This is a genomic window from Pseudomonas sp. LBUM1645, from assembly GCF_059716185.1.
Genome location: NZ_CP166811.1, coordinates 5,665,002 through 5,685,127, shown reverse-complemented (window position 1 = coordinate 5,685,127; position 20,126 = coordinate 5,665,002). Strand labels below are relative to the sequence as shown.

At 59.1% G+C, this 20,126-nt stretch carries 22 protein-coding genes; 4 read left to right on the top strand and 18 right to left on the bottom strand.

Annotated elements, in window-relative coordinates:
• Nucleotides 1-2: 2 nt before the first annotated feature.
• From ACA079_RS25775 to ACA079_RS25765, 3 genes are all read right to left on the bottom strand, one after another.
• Nucleotides 3-1,718 (bottom strand): proline--tRNA ligase, encoded by a 1,716-nt coding sequence (locus tag ACA079_RS25775; protein ID WP_497701420.1) that lies wholly within the window; start codon nucleotides 1,716-1,718, stop codon nucleotides 3-5.
• 144 nt (nucleotides 1,719-1,862) lie between these two features.
• Entirely contained in the window at nucleotides 1,863-3,428 is a 1,566-nt protein-coding gene (locus tag ACA079_RS25770) for an AmpG family muropeptide MFS transporter (protein ID WP_497701419.1), read from the bottom strand.
• A 44-nt stretch (nucleotides 3,429-3,472) separates the two neighbouring features.
• On the bottom strand, nucleotides 3,473-3,826 hold the full coding sequence (locus tag ACA079_RS25765) for an MGMT family protein (protein WP_497701418.1): 354 nt from the start codon (nucleotides 3,824-3,826) through the stop codon (nucleotides 3,473-3,475).
• Between the two features lie 163 nt (nucleotides 3,827-3,989).
• Between ACA079_RS25765 and ACA079_RS25760 the strand changes: the two genes are divergently transcribed.
• Entirely contained in the window at nucleotides 3,990-4,997 is a 1,008-nt protein-coding gene (locus tag ACA079_RS25760) for a DUF481 domain-containing protein (RefSeq protein WP_497701417.1), read from the top strand.
• 108 nt (nucleotides 4,998-5,105) lie between these two features.
• Here ACA079_RS25760 and ACA079_RS25755 read toward each other — a convergent pair whose 3' ends face one another.
• Nucleotides 5,106-5,315 (bottom strand): cold-shock protein, encoded by a 210-nt coding sequence (locus ACA079_RS25755; protein ID WP_002554837.1) that lies wholly within the window; start codon nucleotides 5,313-5,315, stop codon nucleotides 5,106-5,108.
• Between the two features lie 354 nt (nucleotides 5,316-5,669).
• On the opposite strand from ACA079_RS25755, the gene dcd reads away from it, so the two are divergent.
• Together dcd and ACA079_RS25745 are read left to right on the top strand one after the other, a co-directional pair.
• Nucleotides 5,670-6,236: a dCTP deaminase gene (gene dcd / locus ACA079_RS25750; protein WP_007904652.1), complete on the top strand. Its 567-nt coding sequence runs from the start codon at nucleotides 5,670-5,672 to the stop codon at nucleotides 6,234-6,236.
• Between the two features lie 106 nt (nucleotides 6,237-6,342).
• Entirely contained in the window at nucleotides 6,343-6,552 is a 210-nt protein-coding gene (locus ACA079_RS25745; protein ID WP_282482033.1) for a hypothetical protein, read from the top strand.
• Between the two features lie 129 nt (nucleotides 6,553-6,681).
• On the opposite strand, the gene ACA079_RS25740 is transcribed toward ACA079_RS25745, so the two are convergent.
• The 10 genes from ACA079_RS25740 to ACA079_RS25695 form a co-directional block, all read right to left on the bottom strand.
• A complete protein-coding gene (locus ACA079_RS25740; protein WP_497701416.1) occupies nucleotides 6,682-7,446 on the bottom strand; it encodes an ABC transporter ATP-binding protein in 765 nt (254 codons plus the stop codon).
• Nucleotides 7,447-7,459: 13 nt separating this feature from the next.
• The gene (locus ACA079_RS25735; RefSeq protein WP_497701415.1) at nucleotides 7,460-8,578 is read right to left on the bottom strand and encodes a succinylglutamate desuccinylase/aspartoacylase family protein; all 1,119 of its coding nucleotides are present in this window, start codon (nucleotides 8,576-8,578) and stop codon (nucleotides 7,460-7,462) included.
• 24 nt (nucleotides 8,579-8,602) lie between these two features.
• Nucleotides 8,603-9,313 carry an ABC transporter permease gene (locus ACA079_RS25730; protein WP_497701414.1) on the bottom strand — a complete coding sequence of 237 codons (711 nt, stop codon included), beginning with the start codon at nucleotides 9,311-9,313 and terminating at the stop codon, nucleotides 8,603-8,605.
• Nucleotides 9,310-10,038 (bottom strand): ABC transporter permease, encoded by a 729-nt coding sequence (locus ACA079_RS25725; protein ID WP_497701413.1) that lies wholly within the window; start codon nucleotides 10,036-10,038, stop codon nucleotides 9,310-9,312. Before ACA079_RS25725 ends, ACA079_RS25730 begins: the two co-directional genes overlap by 4 nt.
• A gap of 56 nt (nucleotides 10,039-10,094) precedes the next feature.
• A complete protein-coding gene (locus tag ACA079_RS25720; protein ID WP_497701412.1) occupies nucleotides 10,095-10,877 on the bottom strand; it encodes a transporter substrate-binding domain-containing protein in 783 nt (260 codons plus the stop codon).
• Nucleotides 10,878-11,187: 310 nt separating this feature from the next.
• A complete protein-coding gene (locus tag ACA079_RS25715) occupies nucleotides 11,188-12,876 on the bottom strand; it encodes an ATP-dependent DNA ligase (protein ID WP_497701411.1) in 1,689 nt (562 codons plus the stop codon).
• Complete coding sequence (locus ACA079_RS25710; protein WP_497701410.1) at nucleotides 12,873-13,907, bottom strand: ligase-associated DNA damage response exonuclease; 1,035 nt, start codon at nucleotides 13,905-13,907, stop codon at nucleotides 12,873-12,875. The genes ACA079_RS25715 and ACA079_RS25710 overlap by 4 nt, the downstream gene beginning before the upstream one ends.
• A 192-nt stretch (nucleotides 13,908-14,099) precedes the next feature.
• The gene (locus tag ACA079_RS25705; protein ID WP_497701409.1) at nucleotides 14,100-16,550 is read right to left on the bottom strand and encodes a penicillin acylase family protein; all 2,451 of its coding nucleotides are present in this window, start codon (nucleotides 16,548-16,550) and stop codon (nucleotides 14,100-14,102) included.
• 209 nt (nucleotides 16,551-16,759) lie between these two features.
• Nucleotides 16,760-17,404 carry a glutathione S-transferase N-terminal domain-containing protein gene (locus ACA079_RS25700; RefSeq protein ID WP_046046250.1) on the bottom strand — a complete coding sequence of 215 codons (645 nt, stop codon included), beginning with the start codon at nucleotides 17,402-17,404 and terminating at the stop codon, nucleotides 16,760-16,762.
• Between the two features lie 26 nt (nucleotides 17,405-17,430).
• Complete coding sequence (locus ACA079_RS25695; RefSeq protein ID WP_497704408.1) at nucleotides 17,431-17,673, bottom strand: hypothetical protein; 243 nt, start codon at nucleotides 17,671-17,673, stop codon at nucleotides 17,431-17,433.
• On the opposite strand from ACA079_RS25695, the gene ACA079_RS25690 reads away from it, so the two are divergent.
• Complete coding sequence (locus ACA079_RS25690) at nucleotides 17,575-18,108, top strand: cysteine hydrolase family protein (protein WP_497704379.1); 534 nt, start codon at nucleotides 17,575-17,577, stop codon at nucleotides 18,106-18,108. The two genes, ACA079_RS25695 and ACA079_RS25690, sit on opposite strands and share 99 nt — an antisense overlap.
• 200 nt (nucleotides 18,109-18,308) lie before the next feature.
• On the opposite strand, the gene ACA079_RS25685 is transcribed toward ACA079_RS25690, so the two are convergent.
• From ACA079_RS25685 to ACA079_RS25670, 4 genes are all read right to left on the bottom strand, one after another.
• The gene (locus tag ACA079_RS25685) at nucleotides 18,309-18,518 is read right to left on the bottom strand and encodes an SEC-C metal-binding domain-containing protein (protein WP_007906737.1); all 210 of its coding nucleotides are present in this window, start codon (nucleotides 18,516-18,518) and stop codon (nucleotides 18,309-18,311) included.
• Complete coding sequence (locus ACA079_RS25680; RefSeq protein WP_497701408.1) at nucleotides 18,515-19,009, bottom strand: LEA/WHy family protein; 495 nt, start codon at nucleotides 19,007-19,009, stop codon at nucleotides 18,515-18,517. The genes ACA079_RS25685 and ACA079_RS25680 overlap by 4 nt, the downstream gene beginning before the upstream one ends.
• Nucleotides 19,010-19,130: 121 nt before the next feature.
• Nucleotides 19,131-19,607: a YchJ family protein gene (locus ACA079_RS25675; protein WP_497701407.1), complete on the bottom strand. Its 477-nt coding sequence runs from the start codon at nucleotides 19,605-19,607 to the stop codon at nucleotides 19,131-19,133.
• A gap of 4 nt (nucleotides 19,608-19,611) precedes the next feature.
• The gene (locus ACA079_RS25670) at nucleotides 19,612-20,109 is read right to left on the bottom strand and encodes a DUF6231 family protein (RefSeq protein ID WP_497701406.1); all 498 of its coding nucleotides are present in this window, start codon (nucleotides 20,107-20,109) and stop codon (nucleotides 19,612-19,614) included.
• Between the last annotated feature and the right edge of the window lie 17 nt (nucleotides 20,110-20,126).

The window sequence follows — 20,126 nt, the reverse complement described above, 5'->3', positions numbered from 1 at the left end:
TGTCAGCGGCGGATACGGGACTGAAGGAAGGACAGCACGTCTGCGACCGGCAGCGCATGCGCTTCGGGCTCGGTGCGGCTCTTGTATTCAAGATTGCCTTCGGCTAGGCCGCGGTCACTGACCACGATCCGGTGAGGAATGCCGATCAGCTCCATGTCCGCGAACTTGATGCCCGGGCTGGTTTTCTTGTCGCGGTCGTCCAGCAGTACTTCGAAGCCGGCGGCAGTCAATTCTGCATACAGCTTGTCGGTGGCCTCGCGAACCTGTTCGGTTTCGTAGCGCAGCGGTACCAGAGCGATCTGGAACGGGGCCAGCGTGTCACTCCAGATGATCCCGTTGGCGTCGTTGTTCTGCTCGATGGCCGCAGCCACCACGCGGGAAACGCCGATGCCGTAGCAACCCATTTCCAGGGTGACTGGCTTGCCATTCTCGCCCAGCACTTCGCACTTCATCGCTTTGCTGTACTTGTTGCCCAGCTGGAAGATGTGCCCGACTTCGATGCCGCGCTTGATTTCCAGAGTGCCCTTGCCATCCGGGCTCGGGTCGCCAGCGACCACGTTGCGCAGGTCGGCAACGGTCGGAACCGGCAGATCACGCTCCCAGTTCACGCCAAAGTAGTGTTTGTCGTCGATGTTGGCACCGATGCCAAAGTCGCTCATCAATTCGACGGAACGGTCGATGATGATTGGCAGCGGCAGATTCAACGGGCCCAGGGAGCCGGCGCCGGCGCCAATGGCGTCGCGCAGTTCTGCTTCGGAGGCCATGACCAGCGGGCTGGCAACGCCAGGCTGGTTGCCGGCCTTGATTTCGTTCAGCTCGTGGTCGCCACGGATGATGAGGGCAATCAGCTTGCCTTTCTCTTCAGCGTGAACCACGAGGGTCTTGATGGTCTTTTCAATCGGCAGGTTGAAGCCTTCGACCAGTTGCGCAATGGTCTTGGCGTTCGGCGTGTCGACCAGGCGCAGCTCTTCGGCAGGTGCGGCGCGGGAAGTTTCGCGCGGCACGGCTTCGGCTTTCTCGATGTTCGCCGCGTAGTCGGAACCGTTGCTGAAGGCGATATCGTCTTCGCCGGATTCGGCCAGTACGTGGAATTCGTGGGAGCCGGCACCACCGATCGAGCCGTTGTCGGCTTCAACCGGGCGGAATTTCAGGCCCAGACGGGTGAACACGTTGCAATACGCCTGGTGCATGCGGTCGTAGGTGACCTGCAGCGATGCCTGGTCAGCGTGGAAGGAGTAGGCGTCCTTCATGATGAATTCGCGACCGCGCATCAAACCGAAGCGTGGACGGATTTCGTCACGGAATTTGGTCTGGATCTGGTACAGGTTGATCGGCAGCTGTTTGTAGCTGCTCAACTCGTTGCGCATCAGGTCAGTGATGACTTCTTCGTGAGTCGGGCCGGCGCAGAAATCGCGACCGTGGCGATCCTTGAAGCGCAACAACTCAGGGCCGTATTCTTCCCAGCGACCGGATTCCTGCCACAGCTCAGCCGGTTGGGTGCTCGGCATCAACACTTCGAGAGAGCCCGCGGCGTTCATTTCTTCACGAACGACGGCTTCGACCTTGCGCATCACTCGCAAGCCCATCGGCAGCCAGGTGTACAGGCCCGAGGCGAGTTTGCGGATCATGCCGGCGCGCAGCATCAGCTGATGGCTGATCACGACCGCGTCGGAAGGCGTTTCTTTCTGTGTGGCGAGCAAAAATTGACTGGTGCGCATGGTTGGCCGTTGTCGGTTGCTGATGACGAGAAATGACGGAGCATTGTACGGGCGAGATCTGCTGGCGTACAGGCGTGCGGTCGGCGGGGTGTGGCGGGAGGGCGGGAATCCCCGCGCCCTCTGCGCTGCTTCCTGCTAAAGAACCTACGATTCTTCCGCGACCTGGGTCGGAACCGGTTCTGGTGTCGGCGTTGGCGTCGGGCCTTCGCGGCGGCTCTCCTGGAACCAGTGCAGCGCGATCAACAGCAGCGTCGGTACGCCCAGCAGGGCAGTGATCAGGAAGAAGTTGTGATAACCGAATTTCTCCACCATGACCCCCGAGTAGCCGCCGATCAGGCGTGGCAGCAAGAGCATGATCGAGCTGAGCAGGGCGTACTGGGTCGCGGAGAACTTCAGGTTGGTCAGGCTCGACAGGTAGGCGACAAACGCCGAAGTCGCCAGGCCCGAACTGAAGTTATCCAGGGAAATGGTGAGGATCAGCATGTTCAGGTTGGCGCCCATGTCGGCGAGCATCAGGAACAGCAGGTTGGTGCCGGCTGATGTAATGCCTCCGATGAGCAGAATCGGCAAGATGCCGAAGCGCACGATCAGCAGGCCGCCCATGCCGGCGCCGACCAGGGTCATGATCAGGCCAAAGATCTTGCTGACGCTGGCAATCTGATCCTTGGTGAAGCCTTGGTCGATGTAGAACACGTTAGCCATCACGCCCATGACCGTATCGGACATCCGATAGGTGGCGATCAGCCCAAGCAGCAGGAACGCTTGCCAGCGGTAACGCAGAATGAAGTCGTTGATCGGCGTCAGCACCGGCGCCAGGCCGCGGCGGCCAATGGCCGACAGACACATGGCGGTGAGGGTGGTGTAGAGGATCGCCCGCAGGAACGCGCGGTCTTCGAGCAGCAGGTCGAGGACGCTCACGCCTTGGAAAAGCACGCTGGCGAAATCGGTGTTGTACAGCTGGGTGAACATGGCTGGCACGGAAACCAGCAGCACGATCAGCACAAACACTGAGGCCAGTTGATGCACAAAGCTGTAGCGCCCGGCCTGAAGCTGCGTGCGCAGCGGCACCGGCGGTTCGCGCATGAAAAAGGAGGTCAGCAGCGCCGGAACCATCAAGGCGCCGAACAGGATGTAGGTGCCGGCCCATGCCGAATGCTTATAGTTGAAACCGGTGGAGCCGAAGCCTTCAGCGAAGAACAGGGCGCCGGCGGTGGCCAGCAACGCGGCGATCCGATAACCGGACATGTAACTGGCGGCGAGGGCGGCCTGGCGGGTGTCGTCGGCGATTTCCAAACGATAGGCGTCGACCGCGATGTCTTGCGTCGCCGAGGCGAAAGCAACGACCACCGCAATAGCGATCAGCCAGGACAAATGCTTTTGCGGGTCGCAGAAACCCATCCCGATCAGGCCGAGGATGACCAGCGCCTGGGAAAGCACCAGCCAGGAACGTCGGCGACCGAGCTTGCCGAGAAATGGCAGGCGCCATTGGTCGAGCAGCGGTGACCAGACCCATTTAAAGGCGTAGGCCAGGCCGATCAGGCTTGCATAGCCGATGGTTTCGCGAGCCACGCCGGCTTCGCGCAGCCAGACCGAAAGTGTCGAAAACACCAGCATGTAGGGCAGGCCGGCGGCGAAACCAAGCAGCAACAGTACAAGCGTCGATGGGCTGGCATAGGCGGCGAGCGCGGCGCGCCAGGTTTTACGGGGCATGGGCTGGAGTCTGCCTCAAGAAATACGGAAACAAAGCGCGCACTCTAACCGCTGTGCTCTACCGGGCGCCAGCCATGGCGCTGAATATCAACACGATTGTTCAGGATACTGATGCCCTCCATGCGCAAACGCGCGCGTTGTTCATCCCCCGAAGGGCTGCCTGCAGGCAGGCTGATACGCCCGCCGGCGCCGAGCACGCGGTGCCAGGGTAATTTGCTGTCGCCCGGCAGTTGGCTCAGTGTCCGTCCGACGAAGCGGGCGGCGCGACCCAGTCCCGCCAACTCGGCGAGTTGACCGTAACTCACGACTTTGCCCTCTGGGACTTGCGCCAGTATCAGGTACAGCGCCGTGCGTCGGATTTGCGCCGGACTATCGGTTTCAGTGGTTGAGTCGGTCACGTCGGCAGTTCCTGAAAAAGTTCGCTTTACCGTCTGTAGAGTAAATCCTGGATCGCCCATTGAGAAATGAACTCAATAGAAATAGTCAGGTCAGTCCTTGCTAGGGTCTTATTCGTATGGATAATGCCGACTTTTTTTCGCAAACTTGAGCCTGTATTTGCTTATGTTGTCCAGAACCCTGCTGTGCCTAGCTGTCGTCAGTGCTTCCACGCCCTTGCTCGCCGATACCGTCTGGTTGAAGAACGGTGACAAGCTGAGCGGCAAGATCACCGTTTTCGATGGCGGCAAGCTGTTGATCCAGACCGAATACGCCGGTGCCGTCCCGATTGACTGGAAACAGGTCAAAACCCTGGAAAGCGATCAGCAGTTGCTGGTCAAGCAGGATGCCTACACCGGCGAAAAGGCCAAGGCGCTGCATGCGGCGGAAGACGGCAAGGTCACCCTGGCCAATGGCGACGCTCCCAAGACCGTCGAGCTGGCCAGCATTCAGCAGATCCTCAAGCCCAAGCCGGTGGTAGAGGATTTGGTGTGGAAGGGTAATGTCGATGCAGCGCTGGATTATCAGCGGGCCGAGAAAGACACCGACGATTACGATATCGACTTCAAGACCACTGCGCGTCATGGCAGATGGCGACACACCGCAGAAGGCGAATACAACCGCGAATTTCAGGATGACGTGGTCACTACCGACAACTGGCGGGGCGAATACTCGCTCGACCGCTTCCTGACCGAGAAGTGGTTCTGGCAGGGCCGCGCAGTCTATAAACGTGACAAGGTTGAAGACCTCTCTCGTCAGCGCACCGTCGGTACCGGTCCGGGTTACCAGTTCTGGGACGACGAGCTGGGCGCATTCTCGCTGGGCTCGCTGGTCAACCGCACGGACTATCAGTTCAGCGATGGCAGCAAGGAAAACTTCTATTCCCTGGCGATGAAGTGGGACTACAACCGCTACCTGATCGGTAAGAAGGTGGAGTTCTTCACCAACGGCGAAGTGGGCAAGCCGTTGTCGGGCGTGGCGGATTACGCGCTCGATGCCGAGATGGGCTTGCGCTACAAAGTGACCGAATGGGCATCGCTTAACCTGAAGGCCGAGCGAGACATCATTAGCGGCACTGACGATGCTGATTTGGACAAGACCCGCTACACCGCCGGGTTTGGCGTAGCCTGGTAAGACGCAAAAAATCGCAGCCATGGGCTGCGATTTTTTTGCCTGCAAAACAGACAGGCACAAAAAAGCCCCGCTTTTGAGGGCGGGGCTTTTTACTAAAGCAAGTACAAGTTAGATAACTTGAACTTCTTCAGCTTGCATGCCTTTCTGACCGCGGGTAGCGATGAAAGAAACCTGTTGGCCTTCTTTCAGGCTTTTGAAGCCGTCGGATTGGATAGCTTTGAAGTGAACGAACAGGTCGTCACCGGATTGTGGAGTGATGAAGCCGAAGCCTTTTTCATCGTTGAACCACTTAACGGTACCAGTTTGGCGATTAGACATGGTGTAACTCCTTGAACAAAGATAACTGCGACGCAGGAAGAACCCTGGCCGAGACTGAGTGCAAAGAGCAGGAAAAATTCTTGTAGATGGTTGGATCGAAATTCAACATATCGTGTAGAGATTCTCAGTGACACAAGCAGCACAGTGGCGCCACCTTAACCCTTTTTCCGGAACGTGCCAATGCTTCCTGCGAAGGTTTCTCTGTTTTCATGACTGACGGTCCGCCGGTTTGCCCGCAAAGGCCGGAAATTACGGGGGATCGGCAAGATTTGTGACCCGGACTTTGAACCCGAAGCGCGCGCCCGGTAAGATGCCGGACAGATTTTTTCCACCTCGCTATTCAGGACACCCGCCATGAGCATCAAATCGGACAAGTGGATTCGCCGCATGGCGCAAGAGCACGGCATGATCGAGCCCTTCGTAGAGCGCCAGGTGCGCGGCAGCGACGATAGCCGGGTGATCTCCTACGGCGTGTCGAGCTACGGCTACGATGTGCGTTGCACAAATCATTTCAAGGTGTTCACCAACATCAATTCGGCTATCGTCGACCCGAAAAACTTCGATGCTGGCAGCTTCGTCGACATCCACAGCGACGTGTGCATCATTCCGCCGAACTCCTTCGCCCTGGCCAGCACCGTCGAATATTTCCGCATTCCGCGTAATGTATTGACCATTTGCCTGGGTAAAAGCACCTATGCGCGCTGCGGCATCATCGTCAACGTCACGCCGCTTGAGCCTGAGTGGGAGGGTCATGTGACCCTGGAGTTCTCCAACACCACCAATCTGCCGGCGAAAATCTACGCGAACGAAGGCGTGGCACAGATGCTGTTCCTTGAATCCGACGAAGAGTGCGAAGTGTCCTATAAGGACCGTGGCGGCAAGTATCAGGGCCAGCGCGGCGTTACCCTGCCACGCACCTGATCCGTTCGTCTGGCAAGTCGTGGGAATTCTTGAGCGGGTAGACACTCTATTGGGTGTACTGCCCGGTTCGCGCAACGCGGACGGGGCCATCGCTCAGGAGTGCCCTATGAAGATCGATCCGCGAATAAGTGCCGAACTGGCAAGGCTTGAGCCCAATCAGGTTGGCGTTTTGGCCTGGTCCTTGTTGGCACATCCACCTATCAGCACGGCGGGGGGCATCCCCGGTCAGCCTGATCCCGATACCCCCAACGAACAACCCACCGAGCCCGGTGAGCCTACCCTGCCGGATGAGCCGCCTCCGGCGCCCGTTGCTTGATCGCCGCCTGTCGAAAAACGAATGGCTTGTAGGAGCGAAGCTTGCTCGCGAAGGCGGTGTGTCAGCCGACACTATCGTGCCTGACACACCGCCTTCGCGAGCAAGCTTCGCTCCTACAGGGTTTTAGGGTTACTTGAGGTTGCCGCTCAGGAACTGCTTCAACCGCTCACTTTTCGGATTGCCCAGCACGTCGTCCGGGGTACCTTCTTCCTCGACCAGCCCTTGGTGCAGAAACAACACCTGACTCGACACCTTGCGCGCGAAGCTCATTTCGTGGGTCACCATGATCATGGTCCGGCCTTCTTCGGCCAGGCCCTGGATCACCCTGAGCACCTCACCCACCAGTTCGGGATCGAGTGCCGAGGTCGGTTCGTCGAACAGCATGACTTCTGGTTCCATGGCCAACGCCCGAGCGATGGCGACCCGTTGCTGCTGGCCTCCGGAAAGAAACGCCGGGTACTGATCCGCCACACGCGCTGCCAGCCCGACCTTGTCGAGATAACGCCGCGCGCGGTCTTCGGCTTCCTCTTTGCTGCAACCCAGCACCCGGCGCGGGGCCATGGTGATGTTTTCCAGCACGGTCATGTGGCTCCACAGGTTGAAGTGCTGGAACACCATGGCCAGGCGCGTGCGGATCTTTTGCAGTTCATCGGCATCGGCCACGTGCATGCCGTGGCGATCCTTGATCATGCGGATGTTCTGGCCGTCCAGGCTCATGGCGCCGTCGTTCGGTTGCTCAAGAAAGTTGATGCAGCGCAGGAAGGTGCTTTTGCCCGAGCCGCTGGCGCCGATCAGGCTGATGACGTCGCCGGTGTTGGCCTTGAGCGAAACGCCTTTGAGTACTTCATGTTCGCCATAGCTTTTATGCAGGCCTTCAATGGTCAGTTTGTACATGGGGCATGCATCCTCAAGGCGAAAGTAGGTAGCCGCTGCGATAGGCTTCGGTGCCCGCGACGTGGGCGATCACCATGCCGGCAGTGGCCATGCGCCGTAGCGAACGGGCGTACATCAACCCGGCGACGGTGCAATGAACGGGGGTGACGCGGTCAAGGATCGGGTCGATGATTTCAGCGATCAGTTGCCCGGCTTCGAGGTATTCCCCTGGCAGCGCGGTGAATACCAGCAGTCCGCCGACCGGTGTTGCCACCGGTTCAACACCGGCCAGCGGCGTGGCCGGGTAGGGCAGCTCCGGTAGTGGCGCCGGCTCGCCAGCAATCGCGCCGTAATGAATCAGGTAATCGATCAGCGCCTGGCAATCGAGGCTGGCCAACGGGTGATTGACGTCGCCCTGACCGCGCAATTCGACGGTGACCGAAAAACTGCCCAGCGGAATATCGAAGTGTTCGCCGAAGCGTTCCTTCAACTGCCACCAGAGCAGGGTGAAGCATTCATCGAACGACTGACCGCCGGAGTCGGTAGCCAGCAGGCTGGCTTCGGCACCGATGTACCGCGCCAGCGGCTCGACCTGCGGCCACGCCTCGGGCGTGGTGTAAAGGTGGGCGACCGCTTCGAAATCGCAATGCAGGTCCAGGACCATGTCGGCATCGCAGGCCAGCCGTTGCAGAGCCAGGCGCTGGGATTGCAGTTGCGTGCTGGCAGTCTGTTGGGCGAGGGCATTGCGCAGGCTGCTGCGAATCAGTTCGAGGTTGCGCTGCGGATCGTCGCCGAGCAGGCCTTCGATCTCGTTGCCGACGGCTTCGCTGACATCGACGAACCAGCGATTGAAGTTCTGCCCGCTTTCGAGATCGAAACGACCCAGCGGCACATCCATCAGCACTTGTTCGAGGCCGACCGGGTTGGCCACCGGCACCAGCACGATTTCGCTGCGCAGACGGCCGGCAGCTTCCAGCTCCGCCAGACGTTGCTTGAGGTGCCAGGCAACCAGCATGCCCGGCATTTCGTCGGCATGCAGGGATGACTGGATGTAGATTTTGCCTTTGGCCGCTGACGGGCCGAAGTGAAAACTGTGAATCTGTCGAGCAGTCCCCGGCAGCGGGGCCAGCAAGTCATGAATCTGGTGGCGCATTTCTCTTTATCCCTAAAGCGGGTCCTAGTGGGTCGGCCCGAGGAAGGCCAGCCATCGGCGTTCGGCGAGGCGGAACAGGCCGACCAGCGCAAAGGTAACGGTCAGGTAGATCAGCGCAGCGATGCCGAACGACTGGAAGGTCAGGAAGGTCGCCGAGTTGGCGTCCCGCGCGACTTTCAAGATGTCCGGGATGGTCGCGGTGAAGGCCACGGTGGTCGAGTGCAGCATCAGAATCACTTCGTTGCTGTAATAAGGCAACGAACGACGCAGGGCTGAAGGCATGATCACGTAGGCATAAAGCTTCCAGCCTGTCAGACCGTAAGCCTTGGCCGCTTCGACTTCACCATGCGCCATGCTGCGAATCGCCCCGGCGAAAATCTCCGTGGTGTAGGCGCAGGTGTTCAGGGCGAAGGCCAGGATCGTGCAGTTCATCGCATCGCGAAAGAACGCATCCAGTACAGGTTGGGCACGCACGGCGGCCAGGCTGTAGATACCGGTGTAGCAAATCAGCAGCTGGATATACAACGGCGTACCGCGGAACAGGTAGGTGTAGAACTGCACTGGCCAGCGGATATAGAAGTGCGGCGAAACCCGGGCGATGGACAGCGGGATCGACACCAGGAAACCGATGAAGATCGACGCGCTGAGCAGCCACATGGTCATGGCCAGGCCGGTGATGTTATAGCCGTCGGTATAAAGGAAAGGTTTCCAGTATTCCTGCAAGAGTTCGATCATCGTACGGCCTCCCGGGAACCGGCGGCGTAGCGGCGTTCGAGCCAGCGCAGGACGAAGTTGGATGCGCTGGTAATCAGCAGGTAAATCACGGCGGCCAGTACCAGGAAGTAGAACAGTTGATAGGTGCTTTTGCCGGCATCTTGCGCAGCCTTGACCAGGTCGGCGAGGCCGATGATCGAGACCAGTGCGGTGGCCTTGAGCATCACCATCCAGTTGTTACCGATACCCGGCAGGGCAAAACGCATCATCTGCGGAAACACCACGATCCAGAAACGTTGGCCACGTTTGAGGCCATACGCGGTAGCCGCTTCGACCTGGCCCCGTGGCACCGCGAGAATCGCGCCACGGAAGGTTTCGGTGAAATACGCGCCATAAATGAAGCCCAGGGTGATGACCCCGGCGCTGAACGGGTTGATCTCGATGTATTCCCATTCCATGAAATCGGTAAACGACGTCAGCCAGGTTTGCAGGCTGTAGAAGATCAACAGCATCAGCACCAGGTCCGGCACACCGCGAATCAGCGTGGTGTAGAGCTGGGCCGGTACGCGCACCAGTTTGACTTTTGACAGCTTGGCACTGGCGCCGAGCAGCCCGAGCAATACGGCCACCAACAGCGACAACACCGACAATTTGATGGTCATCCAGGTGCCTTCCATCAGCAACGGACCGAAGCCCTGGAGGCTGAAGGCTGAGAGCCCCAGGTTTTGTAGTAGGTTTTCGAACATAAATCAGCAACCTGATCGGATGAAAAAAGCGCCCATCGCAAGATGGGCGCCGGGCATTATTTGCCGCTGTACAGATTCAGATCGCCAAAGTGTTTCTTCTGAATGGTGGCGTAGGTGCCATCGTCGTGTAACGCTTTGATACCTTTATCCAAAAGTGCCTTGAGGTCTTTGTTACCTTTCGAGATACCGACAGCCGTTTTGGCTGGCAGCAATTCGCTGTCCACCGGCTTGCTGATTTCGTAGCCCTCACCTTTTGGCGACTTCAAAAAGCCCAGTTCGGCTTGCAGCATGTCCTGGATCGCCGCGTCGAGGCGACCGGAAGTCAGGTCGGAATACACCTGATCCTGGTTCTGATAGGCCTGGGTTTTCACGCCAGCCTTGTCCAGAACGGCTTTGGCATAGGCTTCCTGAATGGTGCCTTGCTCGTAGCCGACGGTTTTGCCCTTCAGCGAAGCGACGTCTTCGGTCAGGCCGGAACCTTTCTTGAATACGTAGGCGGTTGGACCGGAGAACAGCTCGCTGGAGAAGTCGATGACTTTTTCGCGGGCCGGGGTGACGGTCATCGAAGAGATCACACCGTCGAATTTATTGGCCTTCAGGCCCGGAATCATGCCGTCGAAATCGCTTTCGACCCATTTGCACTTGACCTTCAGCTCGGCGCAGATCGCGTTACCCAGATCGATGTCGAACCCTACCAGGCTACCGTCAGCCGCTTTCGACTCGAACGGAGCGTAGGAAGGGTCAACGCCAAAACGCAATTCCTTGTATTCCTTGGCCAGCGCGGAACCGGCTGCCATGCACAACGCCAGTGCAGAAAGGGTCAGCAATGCTTTTTTCATTATTCAATCCCTAAAAACCAATATGAGCGCTTGTGGCGCAGAATTATTGTTACTGGAAAGCGTAAGACCCTATGAAAGTAGCAATTTCCGAACCAGAGTCCCGAACAAGTGTTTTAAAAGGTGATTCAAGAAATGGCAAGGAGGGATTTGTGCACGAAAACGGGCATCGCAGTCTGGTTGCACCAGCATGGATCAGATCACCACAAAAACCTGTGGGAGCGAGCTTGCTCGCGATGAGGGAATGTCAGTCGAATAGTTGTTAACTGACACACCGCTATCGCGAGCAAGCTCGCTCCCACAGGGAATCGGTTTAGCCGAGTAAATCCTGCAACGTTCCCAGATTGTCCGCTTCCTCAACCGACTTATCCTGCCGCCAGCGCAACATCCTCGGAAACCGCACTGCAATCCCGCTCTTGTGTCGCCTGGACAGGGCTATGCCCTCAAATCCCAGTTCAAACACCAGACTCGGCGTCACACTGCTCACCGGCCCGAATTTCTCTACGGTGGTCTTGCGCACGATGCTGTCGACTTGACGCATTTCTTCGTCGGTCAGCCCTGAATAGGCCTTGGCGAACGGCACCAGCGTGCGCTCGCTCGCGTCAGGCGGCCCGTCCCACACAGCGAAGGTGTAATCGCTGTAAAGACTGGCGCGGCGACCATGGCCGCGTTGCGCATAAATCAGCACCGCGTCAACGATGAACGGGTCGACTTTCCATTTCCACCAGACGCCCATGTCCTTGGTCCGCCCCACGCCATACAGCGCATCCCGAGCTTTGAGCATCATGCCTTCGACACCGAGCTTGCGGGAGGCTTCCCGTTGTCGGGCGAGGTCGAACCAGTCTTCGCCGGTGAGCAGGGGTGAAAGGAGTAACACCGGGTTGTTGCCGCTGGCGACGACATGCTCCAGTTGAGTGCGACGCTTGGCCTGAGGTTGGTTGCGCCAGTCTTCGCCCTGCCATTCCAGCAGGTCGTAGGCGAGGATCACCACTGGCACTTCTTCGAGGATTTTTTTGTCCAGGGTTTTACGGCCGATCCGCTGTTGCAGAAGCGCGAAAGGCTTTACTGCGGGTGAAGCCGGGGAATGAGGGTTGAACGCGTCCTCTGTGGTGGGTTTTTCGGTTTTCCAGGCGACGATTTCACCGTCGATCACCGTACCGTCGGGCAAACAGTGAACCAGGCTATCGAGTTCGGGGAAGCGCTCGGTGACCAGCTCTTCACCTCGCGACCAGATCCACAGTCGCCCGTCGCGTTTGACCACCTGGGCGCGGATACCGTCCCACTTCCATTCCACTTGCCAATCGCTGGCCGGGCCGAGCAGGGCTTCGAATTGTTCAACGGGTTGTGATAACGCGTGAGCGAGAAAAAACGGGTAGGGCTGACCACCGCGTTGCGCATGTTCGTCAGACGATTCAGCGGCGATCAACTTCAAATAAGCCGGCGCGCTCGGGCGGTTGGACAGGTCGGTATAACCCACCAATCGCTGGGCGACGCGTTTGCTGTCGAGCCCGGCCATGGCCGCCAAGGCGCGGGTGACCAGCAACTTGGAGACGCCAACACGGAAGCTGCCGGTGATCAGTTTGATGCACAGCATCAGGCTCTGGCGGTCCAGTTGCGACCACAGGGCAGGCAGTCGCTCGGCGAGGACTTGCGGGGTTTCACCGCGCAGCGGCAGCAGTTTGTCTTCAATCCACACCGCCAATCCATCGTTGGAGCTGTGAAGCGCTTCGGGCAGTACCAGCGAAATGGTTTCCGCCAGATCGCCGACCGCCTGATAACTCTCTTCGAACAGCCACGGCGAGAGGCCGGAGATCTCCACTGCCAACTCTCGCATGATGCGCACCGGCACCAGTTGCCGAGGCCGCCCGCCGGACAAAAAGTAAACAGCCCATGCGGCATCTTCCGGCGCGGCTTCGGCGAAGTAGTGTTGCATCGCCGCCAGTTTGGCGTTGCTCGACGTCGTGGCATCGAGTTCGGCGTACAACTCGGCGAACGCCTTCATGCCAGCACCTCTTCGCTCTCGGGCTCGACGGCTGCGTTTTCTTCCTCATCGTCGCCGTACTCAGTGCTGAAACCCATGGCATCGAGACCCTGTTCGCGCAGATGCCGCACCAGTACCCCGACCGAACCGTGGGTAACTATCACCCGCTCAGCACCGGTCTGTTCGATGGCCCAGAGCAGGCCGGGCCAGTCGGCGTGGTCAGACAGTACGAAGCCACGGTCCACGCCACGTCGCCGCCGTGTGCCACGCAAACGCATCCAGCCGCTGGCGAAGCCGTCGCTGTATTCACCAAAGCGACGCATCCAGGTGCTGCCGCCAGCCGAAGGCGGGGCCAGGACCAACGCCTTGCGCATCATGGGGTCGTTCTTTTTTACCTCGCCGGCATAGATCGTGGGCGGTAGATAAATACCACCCTCGCGATAAACCTGATTGAGCGGTTCCACGGCGCCATGCACCAGAATGGGGCCGATGCTGGCATCGATACCGTGGAGAATTCGCTGCGCCTTGCCGAAGGCGTAGCAGAACAACACGCTGGTTTTGTCGGCGGCGGCGTTGGTTTGCCACCACTGATTGATCTCGGCAAAGACGTGCGCCTGGGGCTGCCAGCGATAAATCGGCAGACCGAAGGTCGATTCCGTGATGAAGGTATCGCAGCGCACGGGTTCGAAGGGCGCACAGGTGCCGTCGGGTTCAATCTTGTAATCGCCCGAGGCGACCCAGACTTCGCCGCCGTATTCCAGACGTACCTGTGCCGAGCCGAGGACATGGCCAGCGGGGTGAAAACTCAAGGTGACGCCATGGTGGGTCAGGGGTTGACCGTAAGGCAGGGTTTGCAGGTTGATGTCCTGGCCCAATCGCGCACGCAGAATCCCATCGCCGGGAGCGGCCGCCAGATAATGCTGATTGCCGGTGCGGGCATGATCGCCGTGAGCGTGGGTGATGACTGAGCGCTCGACCGGCCGCCACGGGTCGATGTAGAAATCCCCGGCCGGGCAGTACAAACCTTCAGGACGCGCGATAACAAGATCCATGTTGTTACCAAAGTGGAGGGACTTGTTAGCTATGAGGTTTGAGTGGGGCTGGAAGTTCTATTGATTTTTCAGGGATCAGAAGCAAAAGATCGCAGCCTCGTTTCACTCGACAGCTCCTACATTGAAATGCGGATCCCCTGTAGGAGCTGTCGAGTGAAACGAGGCTGCGATCTTTTGATCTTGCCTTTTGCCTTATTTGCCCGGGGTCAGCGTCAACCGCGTCTTCCCATACGCCTTGTCAAAGTTCTGCGGCTGCATCGGCAGACTCATGTATTGCCCCTTCAGCCACGGATCAATGCTGTCGAGGTAGTTCGGACTCGCCGGATTACCGGATTGCCCGGAACCGTTCTGCCCCATCAGCGGTTCGGCCTGGCCGAAGTCGACGATAAAGCGCATGGCTGGCGCCAGGGTGGTGTTGAAGTCCTGACCCCAGGCGAATGCTGCGGTATTCAGCGTGGTGTGGTCGCCGCCGGCCGCAAGCGGACCGCGCACAATCTGGCCACTGGCGTTTTTCCATTCGTAGCGGTGCAGTTTGCCCCACTGCCAGGCTTTGTGATCGCCGCCCAACTGGCTGTCGCCCGCGCTGATCGCGGCGGCCAGGCTGCGGGCGAGGATCGCTGGTTTATCTTCTTTCTGAGGCGTGCGAGCGTCATCCCAGAACGGACTGTCCTCACGCCCCAGCAGGTGATCGGCCTGGGCCGCGTAGGACAACTTGCCGTTGGCGATAAAGGCTTTCCACGTCGGGCTGCTTTCCGGACCCAGTTCGTCGAGGAAGATTTGCTGGGTGCTTTGCTGCAGGAACAATTCGTAAATCGCTGCATCGGCGGAGGTCGGGCTGAGTTTGCCGTCGAAGGCCATCAGGCGGGTATACGCCTCGCGAGCCTTGCCACGATCTGCCTCAGGTAACGCTTCAATGGCCTGCTTGAGCGGTTGCGACATGCCCGGTGCTCCGAACATTTTCTTCAGCTTGGCAGCGAAGGTCGTGGTCTGGTCGTATTGCATGGCGATCAGGCTTCGCGTGTCGTGTTTGCCCACGCCCGCCAGTTCGGCCAGGCGTTCGCCACGTTCCGGCGCCGACCATGAATTGGACAGCTGCATACCGTAGCCATGGGGAATGACGCGCTGGTTGGCGGTACCGAGCCAGCCTTGGGCCGGATCCTGGTCGTAGGGATGGAGCATCGGATCGGCGTAACCATCCCAGTCATAACGACCTTCCCAGCCCGGTGACGGCAGCAGGCCTTCGCCTTCGCGACGGTTTGGGAAGCGACCGGTGACTTGCCAGCCGATGTTGCTGGCGTCGGCAAATACCAGGTTCAGCGCGATGGCGCGGATTTCGCGGCTGGCGTCCGAGGCTTTCTCGACGGTCTGGGCGCGGGACAGGTCGAAAAACGCATCCAGGGACTTGTCATCGGTGAAGTTCGGCGTCTGCAAGGCCAGACCGAAACCGTTAGCCAGCGTCGTGCCTTGGGCACTGTTGAGCAGCGGGCCATGGCGGGTTTCGTACACGACTTCGCGAATCGGCCGCTGGCCTTTGACGAAGTAGGTTTCGTTTCGCACGATCGCCGGCTGCCATTTGCCGCCCACTTCGTAGGAAAGACCATTGCCCTGGCGTTTGATTTTTTCCAGGAACAGGTCCTGGTTGTCGCCCATGACGGTGGTCATGCTCCACGCCACTTTGCCGTTGAAACCGCCGAGCACCATCGGCAAACCGGCAATCGTCACACCAGAGGCCTGGTACTTCGGCGCGCGAATCTGCACGTAACTGAACAACGACGGCACGCCCAGGGGGCCATGACTGTCGCTGGCCAGCAGGCTTTTGCCGCTGCGGCTGCGTTGCGGGCCGATCGCCCAGTTGTTCGACGAGGTGGCGCCCAGCAGATTCAGATCAGACAGTTGGCTCGTGGCTTTGCTGATCTCGGCCAGGCCCGGGATTTGCCCGTTGAGCTTGATGCCCTGAAGTTTTTCAGCTTCGGCCTGCGGCAGTTTTTCATCGGGAGCGGACGGGGTCAGCCACGGGAGTTTGTCGTTGCTGACGGTCTGGGCCAGCATCAGCGAGGAGATTTCTTCCGGCAGGTTGGCCGATTGGCTGAAGTTCAGCAGGCAGAAAATCAGCGCCGAATCTTCCGGCTTCCAGTATTCAGGCTTGTAGCCGGTGGCCGCGAGGTCCGCCGGCAGTTTGTCGCGATAGCGGAACAGGTAGGCGTTGACGCCACGGGCATAGACTTCGAAGAAGCGTTTGAGGCGCGGCGAAGACGCCTTGTACAGCTCGCCGGCGCTTTTTTTCAGATTGACGGCGCGCATGTAGCGGTCAGCGTCGAGCAGGTCCGAGCCGGACATCTCCGACAAACGGCCCTGAGCCAACAGGCGCAGGGTGACCATTTGCGTGATGCGGTCGGTGGCGTGGACGTAACCCAGGGTGAACAGCGCGTCGTGGAAGGTGTTGCTTTCGATCAACGGCATGCCCATGGCATTGCGGCGTACCGAAACGTTCTGCGCCAGACCCTTGATCGGCTGCACGCCGGTGGTCGGCGGGAGGGTGTCCTGGGTGTTCCAGGTCTGACAACCGGTCAGGCTCAAAACACCGGCCACTGCTGCGGCAACGCCGAACCGGGGAAGAAAATGTGTAAGGGCTGGCGAGGCCATGGCAAAGCTCCTGCGGGGGGTAGCGTCATTAAAGGCGCTACGTTAGTGAGCAGGAGGTGGCCGCGCAAGCGGGGTATCAGGTTATTTCAGGATTTGTCTGTGGAACGCAAAAAGATCGCAGCCTCGTTTCACTCGACAGCTCCTACAGGGAATGCAAAACCGTGTAGGAGCTGTCGAGTGAAACGAGGCTGCGATCTGTTGATCTTCCATCAGGATTTAGGCGGGTTGACCTTGGCCACCAGGGCATACGCCTTCACCGTCGCCGGACGGCTCTGAATGTGGTTGAACCAGCGCAGCACGTTGGGGAAGTCTTCCAGGTTCTGGCTCTGCCACTTGTGGGAAACGATCCACGGGTAGATCGCCATGTCGGCAATGCTGTATTCGCTGCCGGCGACGAAGTCTTTATCGGCCAGCTGCTTGTCGAGTACCCCGTAGAGGCGGGCGGTCTCATCGATGTAGCGCTTGATTGCGTAAGGGATCTTCTCCGGCGCGAACTGGCTGAAGTGATGATTCTGCCCCGCCATTGGCCCCAAGCCGCCCATCTGCCAGAACAACCATTGCAGCGCTTGTTGGCGACCGCGCAGGTCTTTGGGCAGGAACTTGCCGGTTTTCTCTGCCAGGTACAACAGAATTGCCCCGGACTCGAACAGTGCCAACGGCTCACCGCCATCAGCCGGTTCGGGATCGACGATCGCCGGAATTTTGTTGTTCGGGGAGATTTTCAGAAATTCGGGTTTGAACTGGTCGTTCTGGCTGATGTTGATCGGGTGCACGTTGTAGGGCAGGCCGGCTTCTTCCAGAAATATCGAGATTTTGTGGCCGTTGGGGGTGGTCCAGTAATACAGGTCGATCATGGAGTACTCCAAATCTAGAGACGTCGTTACTTGCGGACAGCAAACGCCGGCATCAGGTCGTCCTGTTTGCGTTCGATAGCTTGCCTGTAGGAACAGGTGATGCTGAAGTGCGGGAAATTCAATGACTCCGCATGAGAAAAACCGGCATGGAGCTCAAAACAAACGCGGCGCTGATCATCATCGATCAACAAAAAGGCATTCTGCATCCCAAACTCGGTCGCCGAAATAATCTTCAGGCCGAGCAGCGAATCCTCGATTTGCTCACGCATTGGCGTCGAACCGGGCGACCGGTGATTCACGTGCAGCACTTGTCCCGTTCACCTGACTCGGTGTTCTGGCCGCAGCAATCGGGGGTGGAATTTCAGGAGCGGTTTCAGCCACAGACCGGTGAGCAGCTTATTCAAAAGCAGGTGCCGGATGCGTTTTGTGCGACGGGGCTTGAGAAAAGTTTGCGAGAGGCGGGGATCGATCAGTTGGTCATTGTCGGCGTCGCGACCAACAACTCGGTGGAATCCACGGCGCGAACGGCCGGTAATCTGGGGTTTGAAACGTGGGTCGTGGAGGATGCGTGTTTTACCTTCGACAAGGCTGACTACTTTGGTAAAGCCCATTCGGCCGAGGAAGTGCATGCGATGTCGTTGGGCAATCTGCATGGCGAATATGCCACGGTCGTGAGCACCGCACAGATTTTGAAGGCTGACTGAAAACCTGTGGGAGCGAGCTTGCTCGCGATAGCGGTCTAACTGACAACGCGATACTGAATGTGCCGACGCCATCGCGAGCAAGCTCGCTCCCACAAGGGATTTGCAGTGGCCGCATAATTGGGCCTGGTGCAGTTCCAATGTGGGAGCGAGCTTGCTCGCGATAGCGATTCAACAGGCGAAGTAGATCTTCGCCCGAAGCATCAAGCGCCGTGGCACTTCTTGAATTTCTTGCCGTTACCGCATGGGCAAGGGTCGTTGCGGCCGACGTCTTTCAGGGCGTTGCGCACCGGTTCCTGGTGGGCGTGGCCGCAGTTCGGGCCGTGGACATGGCCATGGTCGTGATCATGGTGGTCGTGATGGTCATGATCGTGGTTGCAGTCAGGGCCATGGACATGGGGTTGCTGGGTCATCGGTTTTGCTCCGGAATTAAATCGGCGGGGATTATCACGCCATTGCGCGCCAGGTGCACGTAGTGCGCGATGAATAAACCGGTTTCCAGTTCACCTTCCAGACGATAGGGAATGGGCTGCTTGGGTTTTTTCAGCAGTTTCACCACATCCCGCACCTTGGGCCACAGGTTGGTGCGGATCGGCACTTTGAAGTAGGCACTGCGTTTGGGGCCGACTGTGAACCAATGTTCGTGCTCACCTTCAGTCAGCAGCATATCGCCCAAGTGAATGCGGTACTCGATGCCCCGCACCGTCAGGTCACTGTCGTTGGGGTTGTCGACGCGAAAATGCAGCAGGAATCGCTGCTGCATCAGTTTGGCCTGGACCACTTCGACCTTGACCAGATGCACCTGTGGTTCCGGTTCATCGTCGCCGAACCAGGACACACAGCCGCCAAGTCCCAGAAACAGGAGCAGGGTGAACAGATAAAGTGCGAGCCGCCGGGTGATCATGGTCGGTTTTCTCCCTTGAGCACCAGTCTAGCCCTAAAAGATCGCAGCCTTCGGCAGCTCCTACACTGGATCGGCGTACACCCGTAGGAGCTGCCGAAGGCTGCGATCTTTTGACGTCACTTCAACTGCTGAAATAACCCGCACAACACTTCTTGAACTTCTGCCCGCTGGCACAAGGGCACGCATCATTGCGCCCGGCCTTGAGTTGTACGGTGGGGTCGATGAAATACCAGCGGCCGGCGTTCTGCACGAACGACGAGCGCTCGCGGTGGCTGTGTTCACCGCTGCCGTCGTGCCAGCGCGCGGTAAAGGTCACGAAGGCATGTTCCGGCTGACCGCCCAAGACCTCGGAGCTTTCCACCTCAAGGCCCAGCCAGGTGCTTTGGGCGCTCCAGTCGCTGATGGACTGTCGATCGAGGCCTGCCTGTTGTGCGGGCAGGGTGGTCGCCACCAGATAATCGATCAGCCCCAGTACGTAGGCGCTGTAGCGCGAACGCATCAAGGCTTCGGCACACGGCGCCGGATGGCCGGCGTGGTAATGGCCGCAGCAGGCATCCAGCAGGGTGCCGCTGCCGCAGGGGCAAATGGATGTACTCATTGCGTTACCACCAATATTTCCCGAAGTTTTCCGGATTGGCCCAGAACCGTGAGTTGAGCCAGTCGGGGACTTGTTTGTAGTCAAGCAGATCATAGGTGAACAGGGTCAGCACTTGATCGTCGCGCTGGAAGCGTTCGCTGGCTTGCAGGGCCAGGGAGAAAAAGTCGGTCTCCTGCCAGCCGCTGGCCGACAAGTCCGCCAGCACCGCGATGCGACTGGCGTTGAGGTTACGGATCCCGCCCAGCAGGTTCAGGCCATCGCGTTTGGGCAAGTGTTCGAGGCAATCGACCACCAGCGCCAGGTCAAACCGGCGCGCCGCCAACTCGGCCGGCAACACCCCGGGTGCCGCATGGGCCACGCAAGTGTCCGGGTGCGCCAGCTTGAAGGCCTCAAGCGCGGGGAACTCGCTGGCACCAATCAGCAACAGGCGCGCGGGGGCGTAACGATCAAGCAAAGCGGCCAACGCCTGCTGGGGCGTGCGCGAAGAAATACCTGCAATCATCGAAGATCCTCAATCAG